Origin of the sequence: Pedobacter sp. (assembly GCF_046462515.1) — a bacterium.
Taxonomy (GTDB): domain Bacteria; phylum Bacteroidota; class Bacteroidia; order Sphingobacteriales; family Sphingobacteriaceae; genus Pedobacter.
In genome coordinates this window covers 740637-762179 of record NZ_JBKGVD010000008.1, presented here as the reverse complement: position 1 = coordinate 762179, position 21543 = coordinate 740637, and the positions used below count along the sequence as shown (strand labels likewise).

Sequence of the window (21543 nt, the reverse complement as noted above, 5' to 3'; positions counted from 1 at the left end):
ATGAATTACGAACTGATCTGCAATAAGGTTATAGCTATAGCCCGTTTAACAGGAAACTTTATCAGAAAGGAAGCCATGTCTTTTGATGCTGCAGCTATAGAATATAAAGGGTTGAACGATCTGGTTTCGTATGTAGATAAAAATGCTGAGAAGCAACTGGTTAAAAACCTAAAAAAGATTTTACCGGGTGCAGGGTTTATTACTGAAGAGGATACCGAGAATATATACAATAGAAGCTATACATGGATTATAGATCCTTTAGATGGGACTACTAATTTTATACATGGTATACCTACTTATTCTATAAGCATTGCTTTATACGAAGAAGACAAGCCTGTAGTTGGGGTTGTGTATGAAATTAACAGGGGAGAAATGTTTTACTCGTATAAAGGTGCTCCTGCTTATCTGAACAATAAAGAGATCAGTGTTTCTAAAAATGCCTTATTATCACAATCTTTACTGGCTACTGGCTTTCCCTATTATCAATTTGACAAGCAAGAGCAGTATATCCGTCTTTTTACAGAAATGATGCAAAAATGTCATGGATTGAGGCGGATCGGTTCTGCGGCAGTTGATTTGGTTTATGTAGCTTGCGGAAGGTTTGATGGCTATTTTGAGTATAATTTAAATGCTTACGATGTTGCTGCAGGTGCTTTTATTGTGCAGCAGGCAGGTGGTGTGGTTACCAATTTCTCAGGAGGAACCGAAATATTCAATGCCAGAGAAGTTTTAGCCTCAAATGGATTGGTGACTGATGAAATATTAGATACTATAAAGAAACATTTCAACGCATAAAAAAAGCTACCTGAAACCTGTTCAGATAGCTTTCTTATTGAAAATTAACCTAATAAATTACATTGCTTCAGAAACAACTTCCTTAACTTCAGGAACCATACGCTGTAAAAGGTTCTGTATACCCGATTTCAAGGTAATTGTACTTGACGGGCATCCGCTGCAAGAACCTCTCAGTTCAACCGTAACCACGCCATCGTCAAAAGATTTATATGTAATGGCTCCGCCATCCTGCTCAACAGCCGGACGTACATAATCGTGTAAGATTTGCTGTATCTTAATTTCTGTTTCTGTTCCTTCAAAAGCAGGTGCTTCTTCTGAAACTTCTTTAATCTTTAACTCGCTTTCTACTGCGCCTTTAACAAATTCTTTTAAGATTGCTTCTATATCACTCCAGTCCGCATCGTCGGTTTTAGTAATGGTTACAAAATTACTGGCAAAGAATACACCGTTAACAAAGTTAAATTTGAACAACTCTTTAGCAAATGGCGACTTTTCTGCGCTTTCTTTTGTAGCAAAATCTTCGCTTCCGTTAATTAAAAGTTTATTTACCATAAACTTCATGGTTGCAGGGTTAGGCGTTTGTTCTGTATATACGTTTATAGTCATTTCTTAAAAATTAATGATACAAATTTATGTATTAATAACGCAAATTGTAAGTTCGCTTGTCTGTATAAGGTCATTAATTAAAAAATACCCGTATAATTAAAAGGTGTAATCTGTTTTAGTTCATTCTTAACATTTTCATTTACATCAAGCTCGTCAATAAAGCTGGCCATGGTCTGCGCTGTTATTTTTTGATTGGTACGTGTAAGTGCTTTCAAAGCTTCATAAGGGTTTGGATAAGCCTCTCTACGTAATACAGTTTGAATAGCTTCTGCAACTACAGCCCAGTTATTTTCAAGATCAGCCTCAATAGCTTCTTCATTTAAAATGATTTTGTTCAATCCTCTTAAAGTAGAATTGATCGCAATAATGGTATGGGCAAAAGGAACTCCAATGTTACGTAATACGGTAGAATCGGTTAAATCGCGTTGTAAACGAGATATAGGTAATTTGGCTGCTAAAAACTCAAATACTGCATTGGCTATTCCTGCATTACCTTCTGCGTTTTCAAAATCGATAGGATTAACCTTATGCGGCATGGCAGATGAGCCTACTTCGCCTGCTTTAATTCTTTGTTTAAAGTAGTTTTTAGAAATATAGCTCCAGATATCACGATCTAAATCTATAATAATGTTATTGATCCGTTTTAATGCATCGCACTGGGCGGCAAACTGATCGTAGTGTTCAATTTGTGTTGTGTACTGTGCTCTGCTTAAACCTAAGGTATTATTTACAAAGTTATTTGAAAAATCTACCCAGTTTACCTGCGGGTAAGCAATATGGTGGGCATTAAAATTGCCTGTAGCTCCTCCGAATTTAGCCCCGTTAGGGATAGATTTTAATTGATTTACCTGAATGTTTAAACGTTCTACAAAAACCATGAATTCTTTACCTAGTTTGGTTGGAGATGCAGGTTGTCCGTGCGTATGGGCAAGCAAAGGAACATTCTTCCACTCGTTAGCCAGTTCAGTTAATTTATCAATAAGCTGTGTAATAGCTGGTAAATAACTTTCATTTAAAGCCAATTTAAAGGTGTAAGGTACGGCTGTATTGTTGATGTCCTGAGAGGTTAAGCCAAAGTGAATAAACTCTTTATAGGCCTGCAGGTTTAAATTGTCAAACTTTGCTTTGATAAAATATTCTACGGCCTTTACATCATGATTGGTTATACTTTCGGTTTCTTTTACTTGTTGCGCATCATCATCATTAAAGTTTTGGTAAATAGCTCTTAACTGAGCATATGTCTGTTTATCAAAATTTTCAAGCCCTGTAATTTTGGCCTCAACCAATGCAATAAAATATTCTATTTCTACAAAAACGCGGTATTTGATTAAAGCGTATTCAGAAAAGTAATTTGCTAAACGTTCGGTTGTTTTACGGTAACGGCCATCAATAGGAGAAATAGCCTGAAGCGGAGATAATGACATATTGTATTTGTTTTTTTACCAAAAACGCAAAGTTAACATATCTTTTCTTTTTGCAATGGTTTGTTTTAAAACATAATTGCAATAATTTAGAGGCTACAATATCTTAACGATTTTAAGCCTTTTACAATCCATGAACCGCAAACATTTCTTATCTATTATTCCTGTCGGTATTTTCTTAAATGCATTTAACCTGAAGAGTTATGCTTCAAGTACAGAAAATACTCATTACTTTGGATCACGTATACCTGCACCGTTATCAAATGGCGATACAATTGGTATTACCTGTCCGGCAGGTTATATTACCAGAGAAGAAATTGAGCCAGCGGTTAAGCAAATGGAAAGCTGGGGCTTTAATATCAAGATAGGAAAAACGGTAGGCGCAAGAGATTTTACTTTTGGCGGTACAGATCAGGAACGTTTAGAGGATATGCAAGCTATGCTTGATGATGCTGGAGTGAATGCCATTATGTGTGCAAGAGGGGGGTATGGAGCTATCAGGATTGTAGACCAGCTTGATTTTTCACGCTTTAAAGCACAGCCCAAATGGCTGATAGGTTTTAGTGATATAACCGTTTTGCATTGCCATATCAATAGCAATTATCATATAGCTTCTATACATTCTAAAATGTGTAACAGTTTCCCTTCTAATTGGGATTTGGCAGAACCTATACAAGTAGATACCATTAATTCTATAAGACAGGCTTTAACGGGAGAGAAAATGAAATATACTGCCGTTTATAACGTGAATAACAGAACAGGTATTGCAAAGGGAGAGCTCATCGGCGGAAATCTGCGTTGCATAGAAAACCTTGCGGGCAGCAAATCTGAAATTGAGACCCGTAATAAGATATTGTTTGTAGAAGATACCGGAGAATACCTTTATTCTATAGATAGAATGTTCTATAACCTGAAGAGAAGCGGCAAATTAGATAAACTGAAAGGTTTGATTGTAGGCGGATTTAAGCTCAAAAAAGATGATGAGGGTGACGAATTTGGCAAAACGATTATAGAAATTGTAATGGATAAAGTTTCTGGATATGATTATCCAGTATGTTTTGATTTTCCGGTTGGTCACCAAAAAGCAAATTATGCATTAAAATGCGGAGTTAAGCATATATTGGAAGTAACCAGCACAGGTACAAGCCTGTATGAGATTTAGTCTAGTATAAAAACCGAAGTTTCTTCATATCTTGAAGCTACAAATACTTCTGTTTGTAAAGCATGAGTTTTAAAAAGATTGTAAACCAGGTCCGGGCAATTGTTATCCTTGCTTAAATGAGAAAGAAACAGGTAACGTAATTTTTCAGACTGATGGTTTTTAAATAATTCCAGCGCTTTTTTATTAGATAAATGTCCTCTGCCACTGCTAATCCTGTGTTTAAGGTAATAGGGGTACCTGCCTTTTTCGAGCATTTCTTCATCATAATTGGCCTCTAAAAATACAGCATCACAATCTTTAAAATGTAGCATTACGTTTTCACATACGTTTCCTATATCAGTAAACACACCGATTTTATTTTGTGCGTTATCAATTACAAAGCTGTGAGGCTCCGCGGCATCGTGAAATTTGGCAAAAGCTTTTATATTCAGGTCTGCTATACGGATAACATCATCGGTTTCAAAGAAGTTAACCAAATGCTCTGGTAAGCTTAAGCTGCTGTTTAACAGTGTTTTTAAAGTAATATATACGGGTATCTGGTATTTTTTTGAAATTACACTCAGTCCTTTTATATGATCGCTGTGTTCATGACTTATGAATATGGCCTTAACTTTTTCTATAGTTAGCCCTAACCTGTTTAGCCTGATCAGCGTTTCCTTACAGCTTATTCCGGCATCAATCAGTACCGCATGTTCTTCATTTCCAATGTAAAAACAATTGCCATTGCTACCGGTATTTAAAGATGCAAAGTATAAAGCCATATCAAATGCAAAAATGCTGATTTAAAATCTCATTTTTAATGAATGTTCATAAAAACAAGTATACTTTTCTTGGCTCTTTTTGAAGAATATATTTTGTTTAAAGAATTGATAAAATGTTGATTGTTGATAAATAAAATATAAAAAAAGTGCATTTAATCGAAAGAAGTGCTTGTTTTTTCCGTTTAAATGATATATTTGACTAACAAAAAAATTAAAACAATGGAAAAATTTGCAAAAGTTAAAGAAGTAGTAGCTGCAATTGAGGCAGACGTTGAGAAATTTTATAACGCAGGTAATTCAGCTGCAGGAACAAGAGTACGTAAAGCTATGCAAGATTTAAAAGGCTTAGCTCAAGAGATTCGTACTGAAATTACAGAAAAGAAAAACAGCGCAAAATAAGAAAGACGCTCTAAGTAATTTATTTAAAAAACCCGCTTTTACATTTGTTAAAGTGGGTTTTTTATTGTTAAAATTTTTGGTCAATAAAAAATCGGGAGTTAAGCTCCCGTATTTTTATTTATTTGAGGTGATTATTTTAGTTTGGATAAGGCTTCTTTTATGCGGCGAAGCGCCTCTTTAAGACTTTCATCAGAGGCCGCATACGATAATCTTATGTAGTTGTTATTACCAAAGCTGTCGCCACCAACAGTTGCCACATGTGCAGTATTTAACAGGTATAAAGCTAAATCAGCAGAGTTTTCTATAACCTTACCGGTTTCATCCTGTTTACCAAAGAAAGAACTTATTTCAGGAAAGAAATAAAATGCACCCTGTGGTAAATTGGTTTTAACACCGGGTATTTCATTCAATAAATTATAAACCAATTCCCTACGGCGTGCAAAGGCGGCTTTCATCTCCATTACACTATCTAAGCTATGCTCATAAGCAGCAATACCAGCACGTTGTGCAATAGAACAGGTGCCTGACGTGGTTTGTCCCTGCATTTTATCATTGGCAGCAGCCAATTCTTTGCTTGCAGCAATGTAGCCTAATCTCCAACCTGTCATTGCATAAGCTTTAGAAAAACCGTTTACAATGATTACACGCTCTTTAATCTCAGGAAATTGAGCAATAGATTCATGTTTATCTATAAAGTTGATATGCTCGTAAATCTCATCTGAAATAATAAAGATATCAGGATGTTTCTCAAAAACTTTAGCTAGAGCAGCCAATTCGGCCTTACTGTATACCGAACCTGTAGGGTTACATGGCGAAGAGAACATGAAAAGCTTGCTTTTAGGTGTAATTGCAGTTTCCAATTGCTCAGGAGTAATCTTAAAATCGCTTTCTATCGTAGTATCAATATAAACAGCTTTACCTTCTGCTAAGGTTACCATTTCAGAATAAGACACCCAGTATGGTGTAGGAATAATTACTTCATCGCCCGGATTGATTAGGGTTAAAATAACATTAGAAAGCGATTGCTTTGCACCTGTTGAAACCACAATCTGAGACATATCATAGTCTAAATTGTTTTCTCGTTTTAATTTGTTGGCAATAGCTTGTCGCAATTCAGGATATCCCGGAACAGGAGAGTAGCGGGTATAGTTTTCATCTAATGCTTTTTTAGCCGCGTCTTTAATATACTCAGGTGTATTAAAGTCTGGTTCACCTACACTTAAATTAATAACGTTAACCCCTTTAGCTGCTAACTCGCGGCTAAGTTTGGTCATCTTAAGTGTTGCAGATTCTGATAGGCTGTTGATTCTGTCTGATAAAAATGTCATGGTCGTAGTTGAGAAAAACAAATATAAAAACTATTTAATAAGGCGCTAAAAAAAGATTTTCTTTGTAAGAAATGGTGGTTTTAATTGTATTTTTACCAACAAAATTTGGTTTATGCATACAAATAAAAAAGCAATTTTGGTGTCGCTCTGTGTTGGAGTAATATTAATGGTTGCCAAATTTGTAGCCTATGCCATAACTAACTCAAACGCAATACTTACCGATGCGGCAGAAAGCATTGTAAATATTGTAGCCAGCTCATTTGCTTTTTATAGTATTTACCTCTCTACACAGCCTAAAGATGAAAACCACCCTTACGGCCATGGAAAGGTAGAATTCTTTTCGGCTTTTATAGAGGGTGTTCTCATTGTAATTGCAGGAATTATCATTGTTGTAAAATCTGGCTTCGATTTGTTTTATCCTAAGCAGATACAGCAGCTTTTTGAAGGTGCAATTATTATTGGTGTAACAGGTTTCGTTAATCTTATAATAGGTTTGTATCTTATTAAAACGGGTAAGGCCAATAAATCACTTACTTTAGAAGCAGATGGGAAACACCTTTTAACAGACACGATAACTAGCGCAGGTTTAATTGTTGGTATTCTTATTATAGAGTTTACAGGAATCTATCGTTTAGATAGTATTATTTCTATTCTTGTTGGGGTTTATATTATTTTTTCGGGCTATAAACTAATCAGAAAATCGGTGGGTGGTTTAATGGACGAAAGTAATGTAGAACTGGTAGGGGAAGTGGTAAATATCTTACAGGAAAACAGGCATAACAGCTGGATTGACATTCATAATTTAAGAACACAGCAATATGGCGCCGATCTTCACATAGATTGTCATGTAACTTTACCTTATTATTATGACCTGAACAAAGTTCATAAAGAAATCTCAGATATAGATAAATTGATCAATCATTCTACCACACATAAAACAGAGTTTTTTATCCATGCAGACCCCTGCTTACCGGCCTGTTGTCACTATTGTAAAATGAACGATTGTCCTGTAAGGGCTGAAGCTTTTAAGCATGAAATTGTGTGGAATCTGGATAATGTAACAAAAAACCAGAAACATTTTAGTCAATGAGTTATTTCAATATAAGAGTTTACGGGCTGTTGCTTAATGAACACAATGAAGTTTTATTGAGTGATGAGTTTGAGGTGGGTAGGCATTTTACTAAATTTCCAGGAGGCGGACTTGAATTGGGAGAAGGCCTCATAGAAGCATTGAAGCGCGAATTTATAGAAGAATGCCAGACTGAGATAGAAGTCATTTCACATTTTTATACTACAGATTTTTATGAAAAGTCTTCATTTAATGACAGTCAGGTAATCAGTATTTATTATCTGGTTAAGGCTGTTTCTACTTTAAATTTTGTACCCAAAGAAAAAGCATTTGACTTTGAAGCCGGATTGTTTCAAAGTTTCAGATGGAGAAGCATAAGTAGCCTACAGGTAGAAGATGTAACTTTTAAAACCGACAAAGTTGTTGTAGGACTGTTAAAGCAAAAATTCTAAGTTCTATTTAAAGTTAAAAGTTGAATTTTTAAATGGAATAAATGTAGTTTTGCGAAGTTAAAATGGCAGATTCTTATTCAATGCGCAATTTAGAGGAAAGAGACAGAGCGGTAATCTGGCATCCATATACCCAGATGAAAAATGCCCTTACACATATACCCATAGTAAAAGGTAAAGGTGTTTATTTATTAACAGAAGATGGTACGCAATATATTGATGCCGTATCATCGTGGTGGGTAAATATACATGGACATGGTAATGCTGCTATTGCAGACGCAGTTGCCAAACAGGCCAAAGAACTGGAACATGTGATTTTTGCAGGTTTTACCCATGAACCCGCTATACAACTGGCAGAAAGATTATTAAATTTACTGCCTGGAAACCAAAAAAAAGTATTCTATAGCGATAATGGCTCAACAGCAGTAGAAGTGGCCTTAAAAATGTGCTTGCAGTATTGGCACAATAAAGGTATGAGCAAGCGAAAAAAAATTCTTGCATTTAACAACTCTTATCATGGAGATACTTTTGGTGCGATGGCTGTTAGCGCCCGCAGTATTTTTACCCATCCTTTTAGCGATTTATTATTTGAAGTAGATTTTATTGACCTACCCAATGCTGCAAATATTGAGATCATCAAAGAAAAAATTGCCGCGATAGGAGATGAGGTTGCTTGTTTCATTTTTGAACCTTTGATATTGGGTTCTGGAGGGATGCTCATGTATGAAGCAACTTATTTAGATGAATTAGTTGCTTTATGTAAAACACAAAGTATTTTAACCATTGCAGATGAGGTTATGACCGGTTTTGGACGCACAGGTACTTTTTTTGCCTGTGAGCAATTAGTTTCAAAACCTGATATTTTCTGTTTAAGCAAAGGTTTAACAGGCGGTACCATGGCTATGGGAATAACCACCTGTAACCAACAGGTATTTGACGCTTTTTATAGCGATGATAAATTGAAGACGCTTTACCACGGACATTCTTTTACGGCTAACCCAATTGCCTGCGCTGCTTCTTTGGCAAGTTTAGACCTGTTATTGCAACCACAAACCCTGGCAAATATTAACCGTATTAAACAACAACATGCCCAATTTGCAGAGCGTATAAAACATCACCCTAAATTGAAAGAAGTAAGGCAAACGGGTACCATTTTAGCTTTAGAATGGGCTACATCAAATGAAACTTCTTACCTGAATTCATTACGGGATCGTTTATACACCTATTTTTTAGAACATTACATCATATTAAGGCCTTTGGGCAATATTATCTATATATTGCCGCCTTATGTAATTTCAGAACGGGATTTAGATTACATTTACCAAACCATAACAGCAGCATTAGAAATATTTTAGCATGCAGATTACTCCATTATTACAACATATCGTAAAACATACAGCTATCCATAGCAAATGGCTTAACACTTTATCTTTCATGGAAAATGCGGGTGCAAAGAAAATATCTGCTTCAGAACATAAAGAACAGGTTACCTTATTGGTGTTAAAACATGCTGCAGAAGAGCATCGTCATGCTTTTTATTTAAAGAAGCAACTGGCTAAACTTGATGAGAATTTATGTAAAACTTATACCCAGCCAGAGTTATTAGCTCCGAACCATACCAAATATTACCTGCACAGTTTAGATGTTAAGGTATGCCGTTATCTTAAAAAGCATTTCAACCTTTCTGGTTACGACCTGAAGTTTGCCGCCTACCTTTTTGTTACTTATGCCATAGAAGTAAGAGCTGATGAACTTTATCCGGTTTATCAACAAGTATTAAGCGAAGCTCAGAGCAAAGTAACCGTAAAGTCTATTATTTTGGAAGAAGAAGGGCATTTAGAAGAAATGATTAACCAGTTAAATGAGTTTTCTCCAGACTGGAAACAACATGCAGCCGAAATTGTTAAAATAGAAGATGAGATGTTCAAAATGTGGATGCAGGCATTGGCAGATGAACTTCAGATAGTTGTAAATTAATTATTCAAAAAAAAGTATGTCTAAATTTTCTGATTTAATTAACGGTAATCAACCTGTTTTGGTTGATTTCTTTGCAGAATGGTGTGGTCCATGCAAAATGATGGCTCCGGTTTTAACAGAAATTAAAGCTGAACTTAAAGATCAGATTACCATTATAAAGGTTGATGTAGATAAAAATAATGCCGCCGCAGCGGCATATAGTGTTCAGGGTGTACCTACTTTCATTTTATTTAAGAACGGTAAGCAGTTATGGAGACAAAGTGGTGCCATAACTGCACAGCAATTGAAACAGGTGATTCAAAATCACCTGTGAATTTAGATTTTTTTAATTGCTCTGTTTGCAAAGTGCATAAGCTTCTTCATCTATAAACCAGTTTAATGGCGATCTAAAAGGATTGATTAACTGAGCAGGAAACGAAGCATAATCTTTTTCAGGCCCCAGCACATGATATAAGGCCGTTGCTTTATTCTTTCCAAATGTAAGAAAAGCAACATGATCTGCCATATTGATTAAAGGGGCAGTAAAACTTACCCGATAGGTATTGAGCTTTTCTACAAAAACAGCCTGTACATCAGCTTCGGTAACAGTAGTTAAAGTAGTATGCGGAAAAATGGAAGCTGTATGCGCATCATCGCCCATTCCTAATAAAATAAGATCAAAAATAGGTTCTTTGCCTTCAAAATGCTTATCTATACTTTTTTTATAAGCAGCTGCTGCATCTTGCGGTTGTAAATAAGTATTCACATAAAAGATATGGTCTGTAGGTGTTTTTAAATGATCAAAAAGTGTTTCTTTAGCCATTAAACCGTTATAATCTTTGTGAAAAGGTTCAACTGTTCTTTCATCTCCAAAAAAGAAAAAAACTTTACTCCAGTCTATGTCCAGCTTGTATTTTGTAGAAAGCAATTCATAAACTCCTTTAGGCGAATTACCTCCGGTAAGTACAAAGTTAAACCTGCCGTTGGTTACAATGGCTTGTCTTCCAATAGATATAATGTACTGTGCTAATGCTTCATTTATTGCATTAATTTCTTCGTATATATGTAAATTCATTATTCTTTAACAGGTAGGGTAAACCAATAAAATCCGTCTTTAGCAATCAATGCTTCCGCTTCTTCGGGCCCCCAGCTGTCGGCCGCGTAATTAGGGAAATTCAATGATTTCTTATTTTCCCAAAGGTTAATGATTGGCATTACCAGTTCCCATGCTGTTTCAACCTGATCACCACGCATAAATAAAGTCTGATCACCGGTCATTACATCCAGCAATAAGGTTTCATATGCTTCAGGTGTATTGTTGTCGTAAGTACCTTTATAATTAAAGATCATATCTACCGGATTTAAGATCATGTTAAGACCGGGTCTTTTAGACTGCACTTGTAAACGTATACTCATTTCGGGCTGAATGCTGATGATTAAACGGTTTTGTTGCCAGCTTTCAATAGAACTGGTGGCAAATATATGGTGTGGAACATCTCTAAACTGTATAGTAATGGTAGAAGAGGTTTGATTAAGCCTTTTCCCTGTACGTAAATAAAAAGGTACGCCCTGCCAGCGCCAGTTATCTATAAAGAATTTAATGGCGGCAAATGTTTCTGTATTAGATTCAAGATCTACATCCTTCTCAGAACGGTAACCTGGTACTTCTTTACCTTCTATCCAGCCTTTTCCATATTGACCTCTTACGGCCTGTAAGCTTACACTTTCAGGTTTAAATGGTCTCACGGCCTTTAAAACCTCTACTTTTCTATCCCTGATCTCATCGGCGTTGAAAGAAATGGGTGCTTCCATACCTACCAAACAAAGTAATTGTAAAAGGTGGTTTTGAATCATATCTCTTAAAGCACCCGCATCTTCATAATATCCGCCACGTTCGCCCACACCTAATTGTTCTGTTACCGAAATCTGAACATGTTCAATATAAGTCCTGTTCCATAAAGGTTCAAACAGAGAATTGGCAAAACGGAAAGCCATCATATTCTGTACAGTTTCTTTTCCCAGGTAATGATCTATACGGTAAATCTGTTTCTCGGTAAAAATGGCACTTAATAAGCAGTTGAGTTTTTTAGCCGATTCTAAATCATGGCCAAAAGGTTTTTCAATCACAATGCGGCATTTCTCCTCGTCTGAGGTAAGTTTATACTTATGCAGACATTCAGCTATTAAAGGGAAGAAATTAGGTGCAACCGCAAGATAGAAGATAGTTTGTGTTTCTGGACCAAATTGCTCCTGTAAATTTACAATAGCTTGTTTCAGATCTTCAAAAGTCTTTTGCTTTTCTATATCAACAGAGATATAATGTATATTCTTTTCAAAAATATCCCAACGTTCCTTTTCTACTTTGCCGTTTCTCGAAAATTCATTTACACTATGTAGTATTTCTTCTCTGTACTGTGCATCTGTATAAGTAGTGCGACCGGTGCCAATAATGGCAAATTTACCGGGCATATAATTTTCTGTGTATAAATTGTAAAGGGCAGGAGCCAGCTTCCTTTTATTCAGATCGCCGGTGCCGCCAAATATGATAAATATAGTAGGTTTAAGATTGCTTTGTCGCTTTTTCATGAATAGCTAATTAAAAGATTTACCTGCGTTAAATGTCAGAATTCCAATTGTTGTGAAAAATGCCTTCTCCGTCTGTACGTTCAAAAGTATGGGCTCCAAAATAATCGCGTTGTGCCTGAGTTAAGTTAGATGGCATACGGGCTGTTTTTAACATATCAAAATAAGTTAGAGATGCTGCAAAAGCCGGTACACTAATACCATGGTTAAGTGCTTTGGTAATTATTTTACGGGTACTGTCTAAACTATCTGATAATTGTTGCTGTATGTTTTCATCTTTAAAAAGATGCGTTAATTGCGGATTACGATTGTAAGCCTGGTAAATATCTGATAAGAAAGATGCTCTAATTATACATCCTCCACGCCATATTTTGGCAATTTCTGCCAGATTTAGATTGTATTCATAAGTGTGTGATGCCTGTTGTAATAAGTGCAATCCCTGAGCATAGGCACTAACCATAGCAAAGAAGAAGGCGTTTTCCAAATGTGCGTTCATCTCAGGATCTGCCTTTACAGGTGTAGATTTGCCTAAATCATTTTCTAATGAAACCCTTAATTGCTTTAATTTTGAAAGATTTCTGATAGCAACCGCCGAATCTATAGTAGGAATAGGGACCTCTAAATCCATTGCAATTTGAGAAGTCCATTTGCCTGTACCTTTTGATTTGGCCTGATCGCGTATCATATCTACCAGCAAGTTTCCTGTCTGTTTATCTTTAACCAAAAAGATATTGGCCGTAATTTCAAGAAGAAATGATTTTAAACGGCCTTCATTGCATTTTGCAAAGAACTGTTGAATTTGTTCGTTGTTGTAATTAAGACCATTTTTTAAGAATTCATACATTTCGGCAATGAGCTGCATAATAGCATATTCAATACCATTGTGTGTCATTTTAACAAAATGACCTGAAGCCCCCGGACCAATATAAGTGACGCAAGGTTCGTTATCTACTTTGGCTGATACGGCTTCCAGCACGTCTTTCATCATGGCGTAAGCTTCTTTATCGCCGCCTGGCATTAAGCTTGGACCAAAGCGGGCACCTTCTTCGCCGCCTGAAATACCCATACCAAAGAAATGAATGCCTAAAGCTTTTAATTCTTCGTCTCTGCGACTGGTATCGGCAAAATATGAATTGCCACTATCTATAATGATGTCTCCTTTGTCTAAAAGCGGAATTAATTCATTGATCACATTATCTACAATTGTACCTGCCGGAACCAATAAAATAATTTTTCGTGGTTTTTCAAGGCTATTGATAAAATCCTTAACATCTGCAAAGCCGTTAAGATGATGTGCTTTTCCTTCTTCTTTAAGCAATGCGATCATCTGCAGGTTTTTATCGTGACCGATTACAGAAAAACCTTTATCAGCCATGTTAAGCAGCAGGTTACGGCCCATGGTACCGAGCCCGATCATGCCAAACTTATAGTTATTGTGGGAGTTCATTTATATGTATGGATTAAAATTTTGCTGTATTCTAAATACAACCGCTAAGTTCAATTGTTTTTAACTGGAATGCAAAAAATATATTATTCTAATGACTTTTTATTGTAAATAAGATAACCTATGTGAAATAATACGCCGTGTCTTTTCCTTTCGTCATCGTAATAATTGTAACTTAAACTTACAGGACCTAAAGGCGATTGATAAACCAATCCGGTTGTAGCTGCATAATATATTTTTTCAAAAGGCTGCTGGTAAGTAACTTCTTGCAAACCTATTTTAGCAAAAGCTCTATGTGGCATAAATAGGTAACCTTCTATGCGCAGATCTAAATTCCGTTTTAAATTAAATACATTTTTTATGCCGGCTGCTCCATAAGTATGAGCTTTAAAATTCTCTAAAAAAATAGATCTACTGTCTTGTAAAGGGTAAAAAGTTGGCGCCTGCAGTAAGGTGGCGTAATAATTATTTGAAAGATCCTGATTAGATAGCACAGCTTCTGTAAATGCAGCAAGACTGTAACTTTTTATTCTTAAGAAATAGTTTTCGTAACTGAGCTTAACATTTACCCAGTTTTTATAATGGTGTGTTAAAGGGCTGGGTACCTGTAAAGGCAAAATATGCTGAAATATATTGCCGGGTATATAGTTTTCTCTGCCGTGGTTTATATTAAAACCAATATAAATATATTTACCAGCGGTAGCATATTGTTTTCGGTTCAATGAGTTTTTTTCAAAGGTTAAGCCTGAACTAAACCCGCTAAAAGAGGTTTTATCCAATATATCGCCCACAGCAAAAGTGTTGTTTGGGCTGTAATAGTTTGAATTATATATAAAAGCTGAATTTAAAACCAACCTGCTGTTCTTGTTTAAAGGAACTCCCAGTTTAAGGTCTATTTTGCGGTCTGTTTGCTCAATATATACAGGTTTAGGATTTTCGATAAAAATCTGACTGGTGTTATAATAATTCCAGTGGTTAAAAGTTATTTCGGAAGCTAAAAAGATAGGGAGTTTACTTGGGAAATCTACACGACCATTAAGCTGGGCCGCTTCATAGAACCTGCCCGAATAAAAGTTTGCACCAAATGTATAAGCCTTTTTATTGATGTAATTGTATTGAATACCCAAAAAGACATTGCTGATAGGCCTGGTTGAAATGTTACCTCCAAAATCTATTTTAAAGCTTTTTTTAGGCCGTGCATAGATTTCAAAAATATAACTGTCGTGAATATCGTCATAAAAAATCTTAGGATATACAGATTCAAAAGTTTCGTCGGCTACTAATTTATAATAACCTCTTTTAATATCATCTAAATTAAAATTGGGACGATCGCTTTTAAACAAACGTTCAATATATTTTTTCTGCTGTGAGTTTACGCCATAAACCACCACATCACTAAAAATGAGATCAGATTTACGTTCATTGAATTCAATTCTTTTTTGCAGCAGTTCCTGTGGGTTAACGCGTCGTTTAATGTGTTTTTTGATCTGTTCCATATTGGCCATAGTAGCTTCGTAACCTTTTTGGATAATTTCTGCTACAGGTACAAAGTTGGTAGAAGAGTAATCGCTGAGATTGGGCTCTATGTATATGCCTTCTTTTCCAACCAGTGTAGAATCAGATTTTGCCAAAAACATATACATTAATAGGCGGTTCATTAAACGGTCGTCGTTTTTGGGGTATTCATTATAGGTTTTAGACGAAACATTTGCCCCAATAATAATATCGGGACTAAACTCTTTCTGCATTACATCGGCGGGGAAATTATTATAGATGCCGCCATCAAAATATAGCTTATCGTTAATTCTAATAGGTCTATAAATTAAAGGTACAGTCATACTGGCTCTTACGGCATCGGCCAGACTTCCTTTGCTCATGGTAATACTCTTTTGCGATAGCACATCAGAAACCATACAGCGGTAAGGCACAAAAAGCTGGTTAAAGTTATCTTTAGCAATAGCAGAAGCCTGTGAAAGTAATTCCAGAAGGGCAAAATTTAAGGGTATATCATTAATTAAACTCGATCTGAACGATAACCTTAAACCTGTATCTATATTAAGTTTGGCATTGATGCTTGAAGCATTAGGCGGATTTTTTTGAAAATAAAAACTGTAATCGCTGGTATAACGGCCGTTTACCCAATCCTGAAAATCTTTGCTCAGGGCAATTTTTTCAATTTGAGCGGGAGAGTAGCCAGCTGCATATAAACCACCTACAATAGCTCCCATAGAAGTTCCGGTAATATAATCAACCGGTATATTGTTTTCTTCCAGCGCTTTCAGTGTACCAATGTGTGCCAGGCCTTTTGCACCGCCACCACTAAAAACCAGGCCTACTTTTTGGGCATGGCCTATATTTAAGTTGAAAAATAATATTACGAGTACAAACAGGAACCGCATCAGTATTTTTTATGGTTTCAGTGCTTAAATTTAAAGATTATGCTTTTGTAAAGCAAAGAGAAAGCGGTAAACTAAGGTTTTTAAAAAGCTAATTGACGCTTATCTTACAAGAATACATCCACAGGGTTTTTAATCGGGTTCATATTTTGGTAAATTTGGAAATCAGTAAAAAACGAAGACTAGATTAAATCCGGATATGAACAATAAAAATTACGAAAAAGTATATAAAATGTCTTTTGCAGGTGTTTATCCACATTACATTCAGAAGGCAGAGAAAAAAGGGAGGACTAAAGCAGAAGTAGATGAAATTATTTGCTGGTTAACGGGCTATGACCAAAAAGCTTTGCAGCAACAGATTGATCAAAAAAACAATTTTGAAACTTTTTTTGCTGAGGCACCTCAAATTAACCCTAATGCTTCAAAAATTACAGGGGTAATCTGTGGTTATCGTATAGAAGAAATAGAAGAGGAGCTGATGCGAAAAATCCGTTATTTAGATAAATTGATTGACGAGCTGGCTAAAGGTAAAGCAATGAGCAAAATTTTGAGGCAGAATTAAACAGGCTTAAAATCACTGCAAATAAATAAGATATGAGAAAGCTAATTGCAGCAATGAATATGACACTTGATGGGGTTTGCGATCATACGGCTGGTATTCCTGATGAAGCAATCCATCGGCATTATGCTGATTTATTAAACCGTTCAGGTACTGCCCTATATGGCAGAATAACCTATCAGCTTATGGAATATTGGCGGCCTATTTTAGAAAATCCCACAGGAAATAAATTTATGGATGATTTTGCTGTGGCCATAGACCACATTCCTAAAATTGTTTTTTCTCGCACATTAAAAAAAGTAGATTGGAAAAGTGCAAAGCTGGCCGATTATGATCTTAAAGAAGAAGTTTTAAAACTTAAACAACAAGAAGGTAAAGATATTTTAGTATGTAGTCCGAGTTTGATCGTAGCTTTAACAAAGCTTAATTTAATAGATGAGTATCAACTTTGTATCCATCCTGTTATAGCCGGAAGCGGTTTGCTTTTATTTAAGAATATACCTAATAAGGTGATGCTTAAGCTTGTAAAAACCAAAACTTTTGATTTTGGAGGAATAATTCTTTACTATGAACCAAAAAATAACCATCTATAGCGCAACTCTATTATGCCAATAAACCCACAAAACGTAACTGATTATCCTAATAACAATACTTATTTTTTGGTGTGGAACTTCAGGGAAGATGTACCAACAGAAAAAATCAAATCCACGTTCCAGCGCATATGTGCTTTGGTGATTAATCTTAATAATTCCGCGTTAGATCGTTTTCCCAATTATAAAGCAAGTTGTGTAATGGGTATAGGTTATGATGCTTGGTTAAAACTGGATTTACCTAAACCCTTGCCTAAAGAACTTAAAAATTTTGAAGCTATAACCGGCAGTAAACATACAGCAATTGCTACTAAAGGTGATCTGCATTTCCATATCCGTTCTGATGAAAAAAGTTTTGCTTATGACATGGCTTCGGTAATTACCGATTCTATAAAAGAAATTGCCAATTGTGTGATAGAAGTACAGGGATTTCGTTATTGGGACAGCCGTTCTGTTTTGGGTTTTGTAGATGGAACAGAAAATCCGCATGGTGCAGACCGTGACTTTTTTGCGGTTATTAACGAGCAGGATCCGGCCTATAAAAGCGGAAGCTATCTTTTTGTTCAGAAATATATCCATAATCTGGATGCCTGGAAATCGATTTCAACAGAAGAGCAGGAGAAAGTAATAGGCAGAACAAAAGAAAACGATATTGAAATGAGTGATGACGTAAAACCTAAAAATTCGCATATCGCTTTAGCTAATATTGGCGACGATTTTAAAGTAGTAAGAGATAACATGCCTTTTGGAAATGTGGCAAGCAATGAAATGGGAACTTACTTTATTGCGTATGCAAGTACTTTCAGTACAATAGAAAAAATGCTCACCAATATGTTTGTCGGTAACCCTCCGGGTAATTATGATCGTATTTTAGATTTTAGCACCGCTAAAACAGGAACACTCTTTTTTGTACCCTCATTAGATATGCTGGATGAATTTTCGGGATAAAGAATTTTGAAGAAAGCTAATGTCATAAAACTCAGTACTATGAATTGGAAGAACGATTTAAGCCGCTTATTAAGCATTGAGTATCCCATTATTCAGGCGCCAATGTTGGGTGTTACCACGCCCGAAATGGTAGCTGCTGCAGTTAAAGCAAACTGCTTAGGCGCTTTGCCTTTGGGCGACCTTCCGGCAGATAAATGTGTTGAACTTATCCGTGCTACAAAACAACTCACAAATACGGTATTTGCCGTTAATATTTTTGTGAATGATATTCCCGAAATTACAGACGAACTGCGAACCCAATACAGAGCTGTAAAAAACTTTATTACGCAATTAGCCGATCAATATCATATAGAAGTTCAATTACCAGAAATTGATGAAATCAAAGTTAAGAGTTATCATGAGCGTATAGATGCCATGATTGCAGAAGACTGCAAAATTGTAAGTTTTACCTTTGGTAATCTTGATGCGCAAAGTATTGAGCGGTTAAAAAGCAGAGGAATTAAACTGATTGGAACCTGTACTTCGGTAAATGAGGCTGTGATCTTAGAAGAATCGGGTATTGATCTCATTTGTGTGCAAGGCATTGAGGCTGGCGGGCACAGGGGTACTTTTGCGGATGAAGGCATTCCCGAAATAGGAGGTATGTCGCTCTTATCAAAAGTTTATGATAGTGTAAACATTCCGTTAATCTATGCCGGAGGTATTTACAATGCCAGAACATTAAAGGCGGCGCAAGCTCTGGGCGCACAGGGTTTTCAAATTGGCAGTCTGTTGTTAGGTTCTGCCGAAAGTGCTTTAATGGAATTTGAAAAGCAACGCCTAAGAAATCTCAATGAAAAAGATATTGTACTAACTAAAAGCTTTTCGGGGCGTTATGCCAGAGGTATTAAAAATACCTTTACAAACGCGGTTGAGGCCGCTCAGCAGATTCTGCCTTATCCATACCAAAATAAACTCACGGCCGAATTGAGAAGAATAGCAAGGTTAAATCATAATGCAGATTTTGTAAATATCTGGACAGGGCAATCTATTAATGCCTATAGCGGAAAATCTACAAGCGAAATTCTTGAAAACTTCATTAAAGAAGCAGAAGTATAAAATTGAAAGACAAATCTGACCTGCTTAATATGTTCAGCTGCTTAAAATTGTGTAATTAAAGATCAACTCTCAGTGGTTTTATTTTGTTTTAACAGTTTTTTATAACATAAAAGCCACCCAAAGAGTGGCTTTTATTTGGTCTATCAGTGTTCCCGGCGGGAGTCGAACCCACATCATCAGAACCGGAATCTGACATTCTATCCATTGAACTACGGAAACAGGGTAAGCCGCAAAAATAAAAAAAATAGTGATTATTCTACTATAATGCACCAGATGTTGAACAAAATATTGAAGGTACTTTTCAAACAAAATGATTTTAAAACACTTATAATAAGCAACACAATGTGGTATATAAAATAAAAAACACAATATAAGAGGTGTTAAAAGGCATTTTCAGGTCTCATAAACCCTATAATTTTTTTGTTAAAAAATGCTTTTGGGCTTTGATAGTTTTTGAAAAAAAAAATGCACTTTTGCGGTAAATAAACAAGGGTGTTAATGGAGTAAATAAATTTAGAGGTTATGGAGCAACTGCTGGTAGATGAAGTATTACAACTTTTGGAAAATGATAATGATAGGCAGTTAAAAAACTATTTAAACGAACTCAACATATCTGATGTTGAGGAGTTGATAGATGAGCTTCCACAACATGCTGTTAAATTTATAGAATCATTATCAACAAAACGTGCCGTAAACGTTTTTAGGATCCTGGATTTTCCAACTCAGGAGCGTATCATTAAAAAACTGCAAAGTAACAAACTTACCGAAATCATCAGGCAACTGCCTCCCGATGATAGAACGGCTTTATTTAGTGAGTTAAAAGGTGATGCTGTAAAAAAATTACTGGTTTTACTGAATGATGATGACCGCAAGGAGGCTTTGGTGCTTTTGGGTTATAAAGAAGACAGTATTGGCCGTTTGATGACGCCTGATTTTATTGCCGTAAAAATAGACTGGACTGTAAGCAGAGTGCTTAATCACATACGCAGGTATGGCAAAAACTCTGAAACCATTGATGTGGTTTACGTGATTGATAAAGATGGGGTGCTGTTAGACGATATCAGGATCAGAGAGATTTTATTGGCAGATCCCGATGCACAAATAGGAGAGCTAACCGATAACAGATTAATTTCACTTAATGTAAACGACCCGCAGGAAGAAGCCATTAGTATCTTTAAAATGAATAACCGGGTAGCCTTACCTGTTGTTGATGATAACAATATTTTGTTAGGTATTGTAACCATAGATGATATTTTATGGATAGCGCATGAAGAGTACACCGAAGACATGCAGAAATTTGGGGGTACTGAGGCTTTAGATGAACCATATCTGGATATACCGATCTTAAAACTGATTAAGAAACGTGCAGGTTGGTTAATTGTACTCTTTTTAGGCGAAATGTTAACCGCTACTGCTATGCAGCATTTTGAATTTGAGCTTGAAAAAGCTGTTGTACTCTCGCTATTTATTCCATTAATTATGAGTAGTGGAGGTAACAGCGGTTCGCAGGCTTCTACTTTAATTATACAGGCTATGGCATTGGGCGAAATTACCATTGCCGAGTGGTGGCGTGTAATGCGTAGAGAAATCATCTCGGGCCTGTCATTGGGTGTAATTTTAGGCAGTATAGGCTTTTTGCGCATTATTTTATGGCAGGAGCTGGGTATTTACGATTATGGCGATCATTGGTTCTTAATCTCACTTACTATTTTCTTTACGCTGGTAGGCATTGTATTATGGGGTAGTTTAATTGGCTCAATGATGCCTATTATGTTGAAACGCTTAAAATTAGACCCGGCCACTTCATCTGCGCCTTTTGTAGCTACTATGGTAGACGTTACCGGTATCGTAATTTATTTTAGCATAGCGGTACTGATCTTAAAAGGAGTGTTGCTCTAAATATAAAAACACCATCAAATAAGATGTTGATATAAAATATGACGCCGAAATCAAGGCATAAAAAAAGCTGCTTTCTTTAT

21 protein-coding genes and 1 tRNA gene are annotated in these 21543 nt (G+C 36.0%); 13 read left to right on the top strand and 9 right to left on the bottom strand.

The window, feature by feature from the left end:
* A complete protein-coding gene (locus tag ACLHG9_RS11330; protein WP_410221597.1) occupies nt 1-795 on the top strand; it encodes an inositol monophosphatase family protein in 795 nt (264 codons plus the stop codon).
* Between the two features lie 57 nt (nt 796-852).
* Here the strand turns inward: ACLHG9_RS11330 and ACLHG9_RS11325 are convergent, their stop codons facing one another.
* Together ACLHG9_RS11325 and purB are read right to left on the bottom strand one after the other, a co-directional pair.
* Nucleotides 853-1401 (bottom strand): NifU family protein, encoded by a 549-nt coding sequence (locus tag ACLHG9_RS11325; protein ID WP_410221596.1) that lies wholly within the window; start codon nt 1399-1401, stop codon nt 853-855.
* A gap of 77 nt (nt 1402-1478) precedes the next feature.
* A complete protein-coding gene (gene purB, locus ACLHG9_RS11320) occupies nt 1479-2825 on the bottom strand; it encodes an adenylosuccinate lyase (RefSeq protein ID WP_410221595.1) in 1347 nt (448 codons plus the stop codon).
* Nucleotides 2826-2955: 130 nt separating this feature from the next.
* On the opposite strand from purB, the gene ACLHG9_RS11315 reads away from it, so the two are divergent.
* Nucleotides 2956-3984 (top strand): LD-carboxypeptidase, encoded by a 1029-nt coding sequence (locus ACLHG9_RS11315; RefSeq protein WP_410221594.1) that lies wholly within the window; start codon nt 2956-2958, stop codon nt 3982-3984.
* Here ACLHG9_RS11315 and ACLHG9_RS11310 read toward each other — a convergent pair.
* Nucleotides 3981-4745: an MBL fold metallo-hydrolase gene (locus ACLHG9_RS11310; RefSeq protein WP_410221593.1), complete on the bottom strand. Its 765-nt coding sequence runs from the start codon at nt 4743-4745 to the stop codon at nt 3981-3983. The two genes, ACLHG9_RS11315 and ACLHG9_RS11310, sit on opposite strands and share 4 nt — an antisense overlap.
* Nucleotides 4746-4964: 219 nt before the next feature.
* On the opposite strand from ACLHG9_RS11310, the gene ACLHG9_RS11305 reads away from it, so the two are divergent.
* Nucleotides 4965-5144, top strand: coding sequence for a histone H1 (locus ACLHG9_RS11305; protein WP_410221592.1), 180 nt, complete (start codon nt 4965-4967; stop codon nt 5142-5144).
* A gap of 131 nt (nt 5145-5275) precedes the next feature.
* Here ACLHG9_RS11305 and ACLHG9_RS11300 read toward each other — a convergent pair whose 3' ends face one another.
* Nucleotides 5276-6472 (bottom strand): pyridoxal phosphate-dependent aminotransferase, encoded by a 1197-nt coding sequence (locus ACLHG9_RS11300; protein ID WP_410221591.1) that lies wholly within the window; start codon nt 6470-6472, stop codon nt 5276-5278.
* Between the two features lie 112 nt (nt 6473-6584).
* Here ACLHG9_RS11300 and ACLHG9_RS11295 point away from each other — a divergent pair, with 112 nt between their 5' ends.
* The 5 genes from ACLHG9_RS11295 to trxA all read left to right on the top strand — a co-directional run bounded on the left by ACLHG9_RS11295 (nt 6585) and on the right by trxA (nt 10280).
* A complete protein-coding gene (locus tag ACLHG9_RS11295; protein ID WP_410221590.1) occupies nt 6585-7562 on the top strand; it encodes a cation diffusion facilitator family transporter in 978 nt (325 codons plus the stop codon).
* Nucleotides 7559-7993, top strand: coding sequence for an NUDIX domain-containing protein (locus ACLHG9_RS11290; protein WP_410221589.1), 435 nt, complete (start codon nt 7559-7561; stop codon nt 7991-7993). The genes ACLHG9_RS11295 and ACLHG9_RS11290 overlap by 4 nt, the downstream gene beginning before the upstream one ends.
* Before the next feature lie 62 nt (nt 7994-8055).
* Nucleotides 8056-9345, top strand: a complete 1290-nt coding sequence (gene bioA / locus ACLHG9_RS11285; RefSeq protein WP_410221588.1) for an adenosylmethionine--8-amino-7-oxononanoate transaminase — start codon at nt 8056-8058, stop codon at nt 9343-9345.
* A gap of 1 nt (nt 9346) precedes the next feature.
* Complete coding sequence (locus ACLHG9_RS11280) at nt 9347-9967, top strand: hypothetical protein (RefSeq protein WP_410221587.1); 621 nt, start codon at nt 9347-9349, stop codon at nt 9965-9967.
* A gap of 16 nt (nt 9968-9983) precedes the next feature.
* Nucleotides 9984-10280 carry a thioredoxin gene (gene trxA / locus ACLHG9_RS11275; RefSeq protein ID WP_410221586.1) on the top strand — a complete coding sequence of 99 codons (297 nt, stop codon included), beginning with the start codon at nt 9984-9986 and terminating at the stop codon, nt 10278-10280.
* Nucleotides 10281-10292: 12 nt separating this feature from the next.
* Here trxA and pgl read toward each other — a convergent pair whose 3' ends face one another.
* From pgl to ACLHG9_RS11255, 4 genes are all read right to left on the bottom strand, one after another.
* The gene (gene pgl / locus ACLHG9_RS11270) at nt 10293-11021 is read right to left on the bottom strand and encodes a 6-phosphogluconolactonase (RefSeq protein WP_410221585.1); all 729 of its coding nucleotides are present in this window, start codon (nt 11019-11021) and stop codon (nt 10293-10295) included.
* Entirely contained in the window at nt 11021-12532 is a 1512-nt protein-coding gene (gene zwf / locus ACLHG9_RS11265) for a glucose-6-phosphate dehydrogenase (RefSeq protein ID WP_410221584.1), read from the bottom strand. The genes pgl and zwf overlap by 1 nt, the downstream gene beginning before the upstream one ends.
* A 28-nt stretch (nt 12533-12560) precedes the next feature.
* Nucleotides 12561-13976 carry an NADP-dependent phosphogluconate dehydrogenase gene (gene gndA / locus ACLHG9_RS11260; RefSeq protein WP_410221583.1) on the bottom strand — a complete coding sequence of 472 codons (1416 nt, stop codon included), beginning with the start codon at nt 13974-13976 and terminating at the stop codon, nt 12561-12563.
* Nucleotides 13977-14059: 83 nt separating this feature from the next.
* Nucleotides 14060-16372, bottom strand: a complete 2313-nt coding sequence (locus tag ACLHG9_RS11255; protein ID WP_410221582.1) for a patatin-like phospholipase family protein — start codon at nt 16370-16372, stop codon at nt 14060-14062.
* A 196-nt stretch (nt 16373-16568) separates the two neighbouring features.
* Here ACLHG9_RS11255 and ACLHG9_RS11250 point away from each other — a divergent pair, with 196 nt between their 5' ends.
* Genes ACLHG9_RS11250 through ACLHG9_RS11235 form a run of 4 tightly spaced genes read left to right on the top strand, consistent with a single transcriptional unit; the run spans nt 16569 to nt 19564 of the window.
* Complete coding sequence (locus tag ACLHG9_RS11250) at nt 16569-16931, top strand: DUF2200 domain-containing protein (RefSeq protein WP_410221581.1); 363 nt, start codon at nt 16569-16571, stop codon at nt 16929-16931.
* A 32-nt stretch (nt 16932-16963) separates the two neighbouring features.
* Nucleotides 16964-17521, top strand: coding sequence for a dihydrofolate reductase family protein (locus tag ACLHG9_RS11245; protein ID WP_410221580.1), 558 nt, complete (start codon nt 16964-16966; stop codon nt 17519-17521).
* Between the two features lie 12 nt (nt 17522-17533).
* Entirely contained in the window at nt 17534-18466 is a 933-nt protein-coding gene (locus ACLHG9_RS11240) for a Dyp-type peroxidase (protein ID WP_410221579.1), read from the top strand.
* A gap of 39 nt (nt 18467-18505) precedes the next feature.
* Complete coding sequence (locus tag ACLHG9_RS11235) at nt 18506-19564, top strand: NAD(P)H-dependent flavin oxidoreductase (protein ID WP_410221578.1); 1059 nt, start codon at nt 18506-18508, stop codon at nt 19562-19564.
* Between the two features lie 147 nt (nt 19565-19711).
* Here the strand turns inward: ACLHG9_RS11235 and ACLHG9_RS11230 are convergent.
* Nucleotides 19712-19783: transfer RNA gene (locus ACLHG9_RS11230), tRNA-Arg, on the bottom strand.
* Between the two features lie 303 nt (nt 19784-20086).
* On the opposite strand from ACLHG9_RS11230, the gene mgtE reads away from it, so the two are divergent.
* Complete coding sequence (gene mgtE / locus ACLHG9_RS11225) at nt 20087-21463, top strand: magnesium transporter (protein WP_410221577.1); 1377 nt, start codon at nt 20087-20089, stop codon at nt 21461-21463.
* The last annotated feature ends 80 nt before the right edge of the window (nt 21464-21543 follow it).

Coding starts and splice junctions, on each gene's coding strand:
- ACLHG9_RS11330 (WP_410221597.1), top strand. CDS start 1: ATGAATTACGAACTGATCTGCAATAAGGTTATAGCTATAGCCCGTTTA.
- ACLHG9_RS11325 (WP_410221596.1), bottom strand. CDS start 1,401: ATGACTATAAACGTATATACAGAACAAACGCCTAACCCTGCAACCATG.
- purB (WP_410221595.1), bottom strand. CDS start 2,825: ATGTCATTATCTCCGCTTCAGGCTATTTCTCCTATTGATGGCCGTTAC.
- ACLHG9_RS11315 (WP_410221594.1), top strand. CDS start 2,956: ATGAACCGCAAACATTTCTTATCTATTATTCCTGTCGGTATTTTCTTA.
- ACLHG9_RS11310 (WP_410221593.1), bottom strand. CDS start 4,745: ATGGCTTTATACTTTGCATCTTTAAATACCGGTAGCAATGGCAATTGT.
- ACLHG9_RS11305 (WP_410221592.1), top strand. CDS start 4,965: ATGGAAAAATTTGCAAAAGTTAAAGAAGTAGTAGCTGCAATTGAGGCA.
- ACLHG9_RS11300 (WP_410221591.1), bottom strand. CDS start 6,472: ATGACATTTTTATCAGACAGAATCAACAGCCTATCAGAATCTGCAACA.
- ACLHG9_RS11295 (WP_410221590.1), top strand. CDS start 6,585: ATGCATACAAATAAAAAAGCAATTTTGGTGTCGCTCTGTGTTGGAGTA.
- ACLHG9_RS11290 (WP_410221589.1), top strand. CDS start 7,559: ATGAGTTATTTCAATATAAGAGTTTACGGGCTGTTGCTTAATGAACAC.
- bioA (WP_410221588.1), top strand. CDS start 8,056: ATGGCAGATTCTTATTCAATGCGCAATTTAGAGGAAAGAGACAGAGCG.
- ACLHG9_RS11280 (WP_410221587.1), top strand. CDS start 9,347: ATGCAGATTACTCCATTATTACAACATATCGTAAAACATACAGCTATC.
- trxA (WP_410221586.1), top strand. CDS start 9,984: ATGTCTAAATTTTCTGATTTAATTAACGGTAATCAACCTGTTTTGGTT.
- pgl (WP_410221585.1), bottom strand. CDS start 11,021: ATGAATTTACATATATACGAAGAAATTAATGCAATAAATGAAGCATTA.
- zwf (WP_410221584.1), bottom strand. CDS start 12,532: ATGAAAAAGCGACAAAGCAATCTTAAACCTACTATATTTATCATATTT.
- gndA (WP_410221583.1), bottom strand. CDS start 13,976: ATGAACTCCCACAATAACTATAAGTTTGGCATGATCGGGCTCGGTACC.
- ACLHG9_RS11255 (WP_410221582.1), bottom strand. CDS start 16,372: ATGCGGTTCCTGTTTGTACTCGTAATATTATTTTTCAACTTAAATATA.
- ACLHG9_RS11250 (WP_410221581.1), top strand. CDS start 16,569: ATGAACAATAAAAATTACGAAAAAGTATATAAAATGTCTTTTGCAGGT.
- ACLHG9_RS11245 (WP_410221580.1), top strand. CDS start 16,964: ATGAGAAAGCTAATTGCAGCAATGAATATGACACTTGATGGGGTTTGC.
- ACLHG9_RS11240 (WP_410221579.1), top strand. CDS start 17,534: ATGCCAATAAACCCACAAAACGTAACTGATTATCCTAATAACAATACT.
- ACLHG9_RS11235 (WP_410221578.1), top strand. CDS start 18,506: ATGAATTGGAAGAACGATTTAAGCCGCTTATTAAGCATTGAGTATCCC.
- mgtE (WP_410221577.1), top strand. CDS start 20,087: ATGGAGCAACTGCTGGTAGATGAAGTATTACAACTTTTGGAAAATGAT.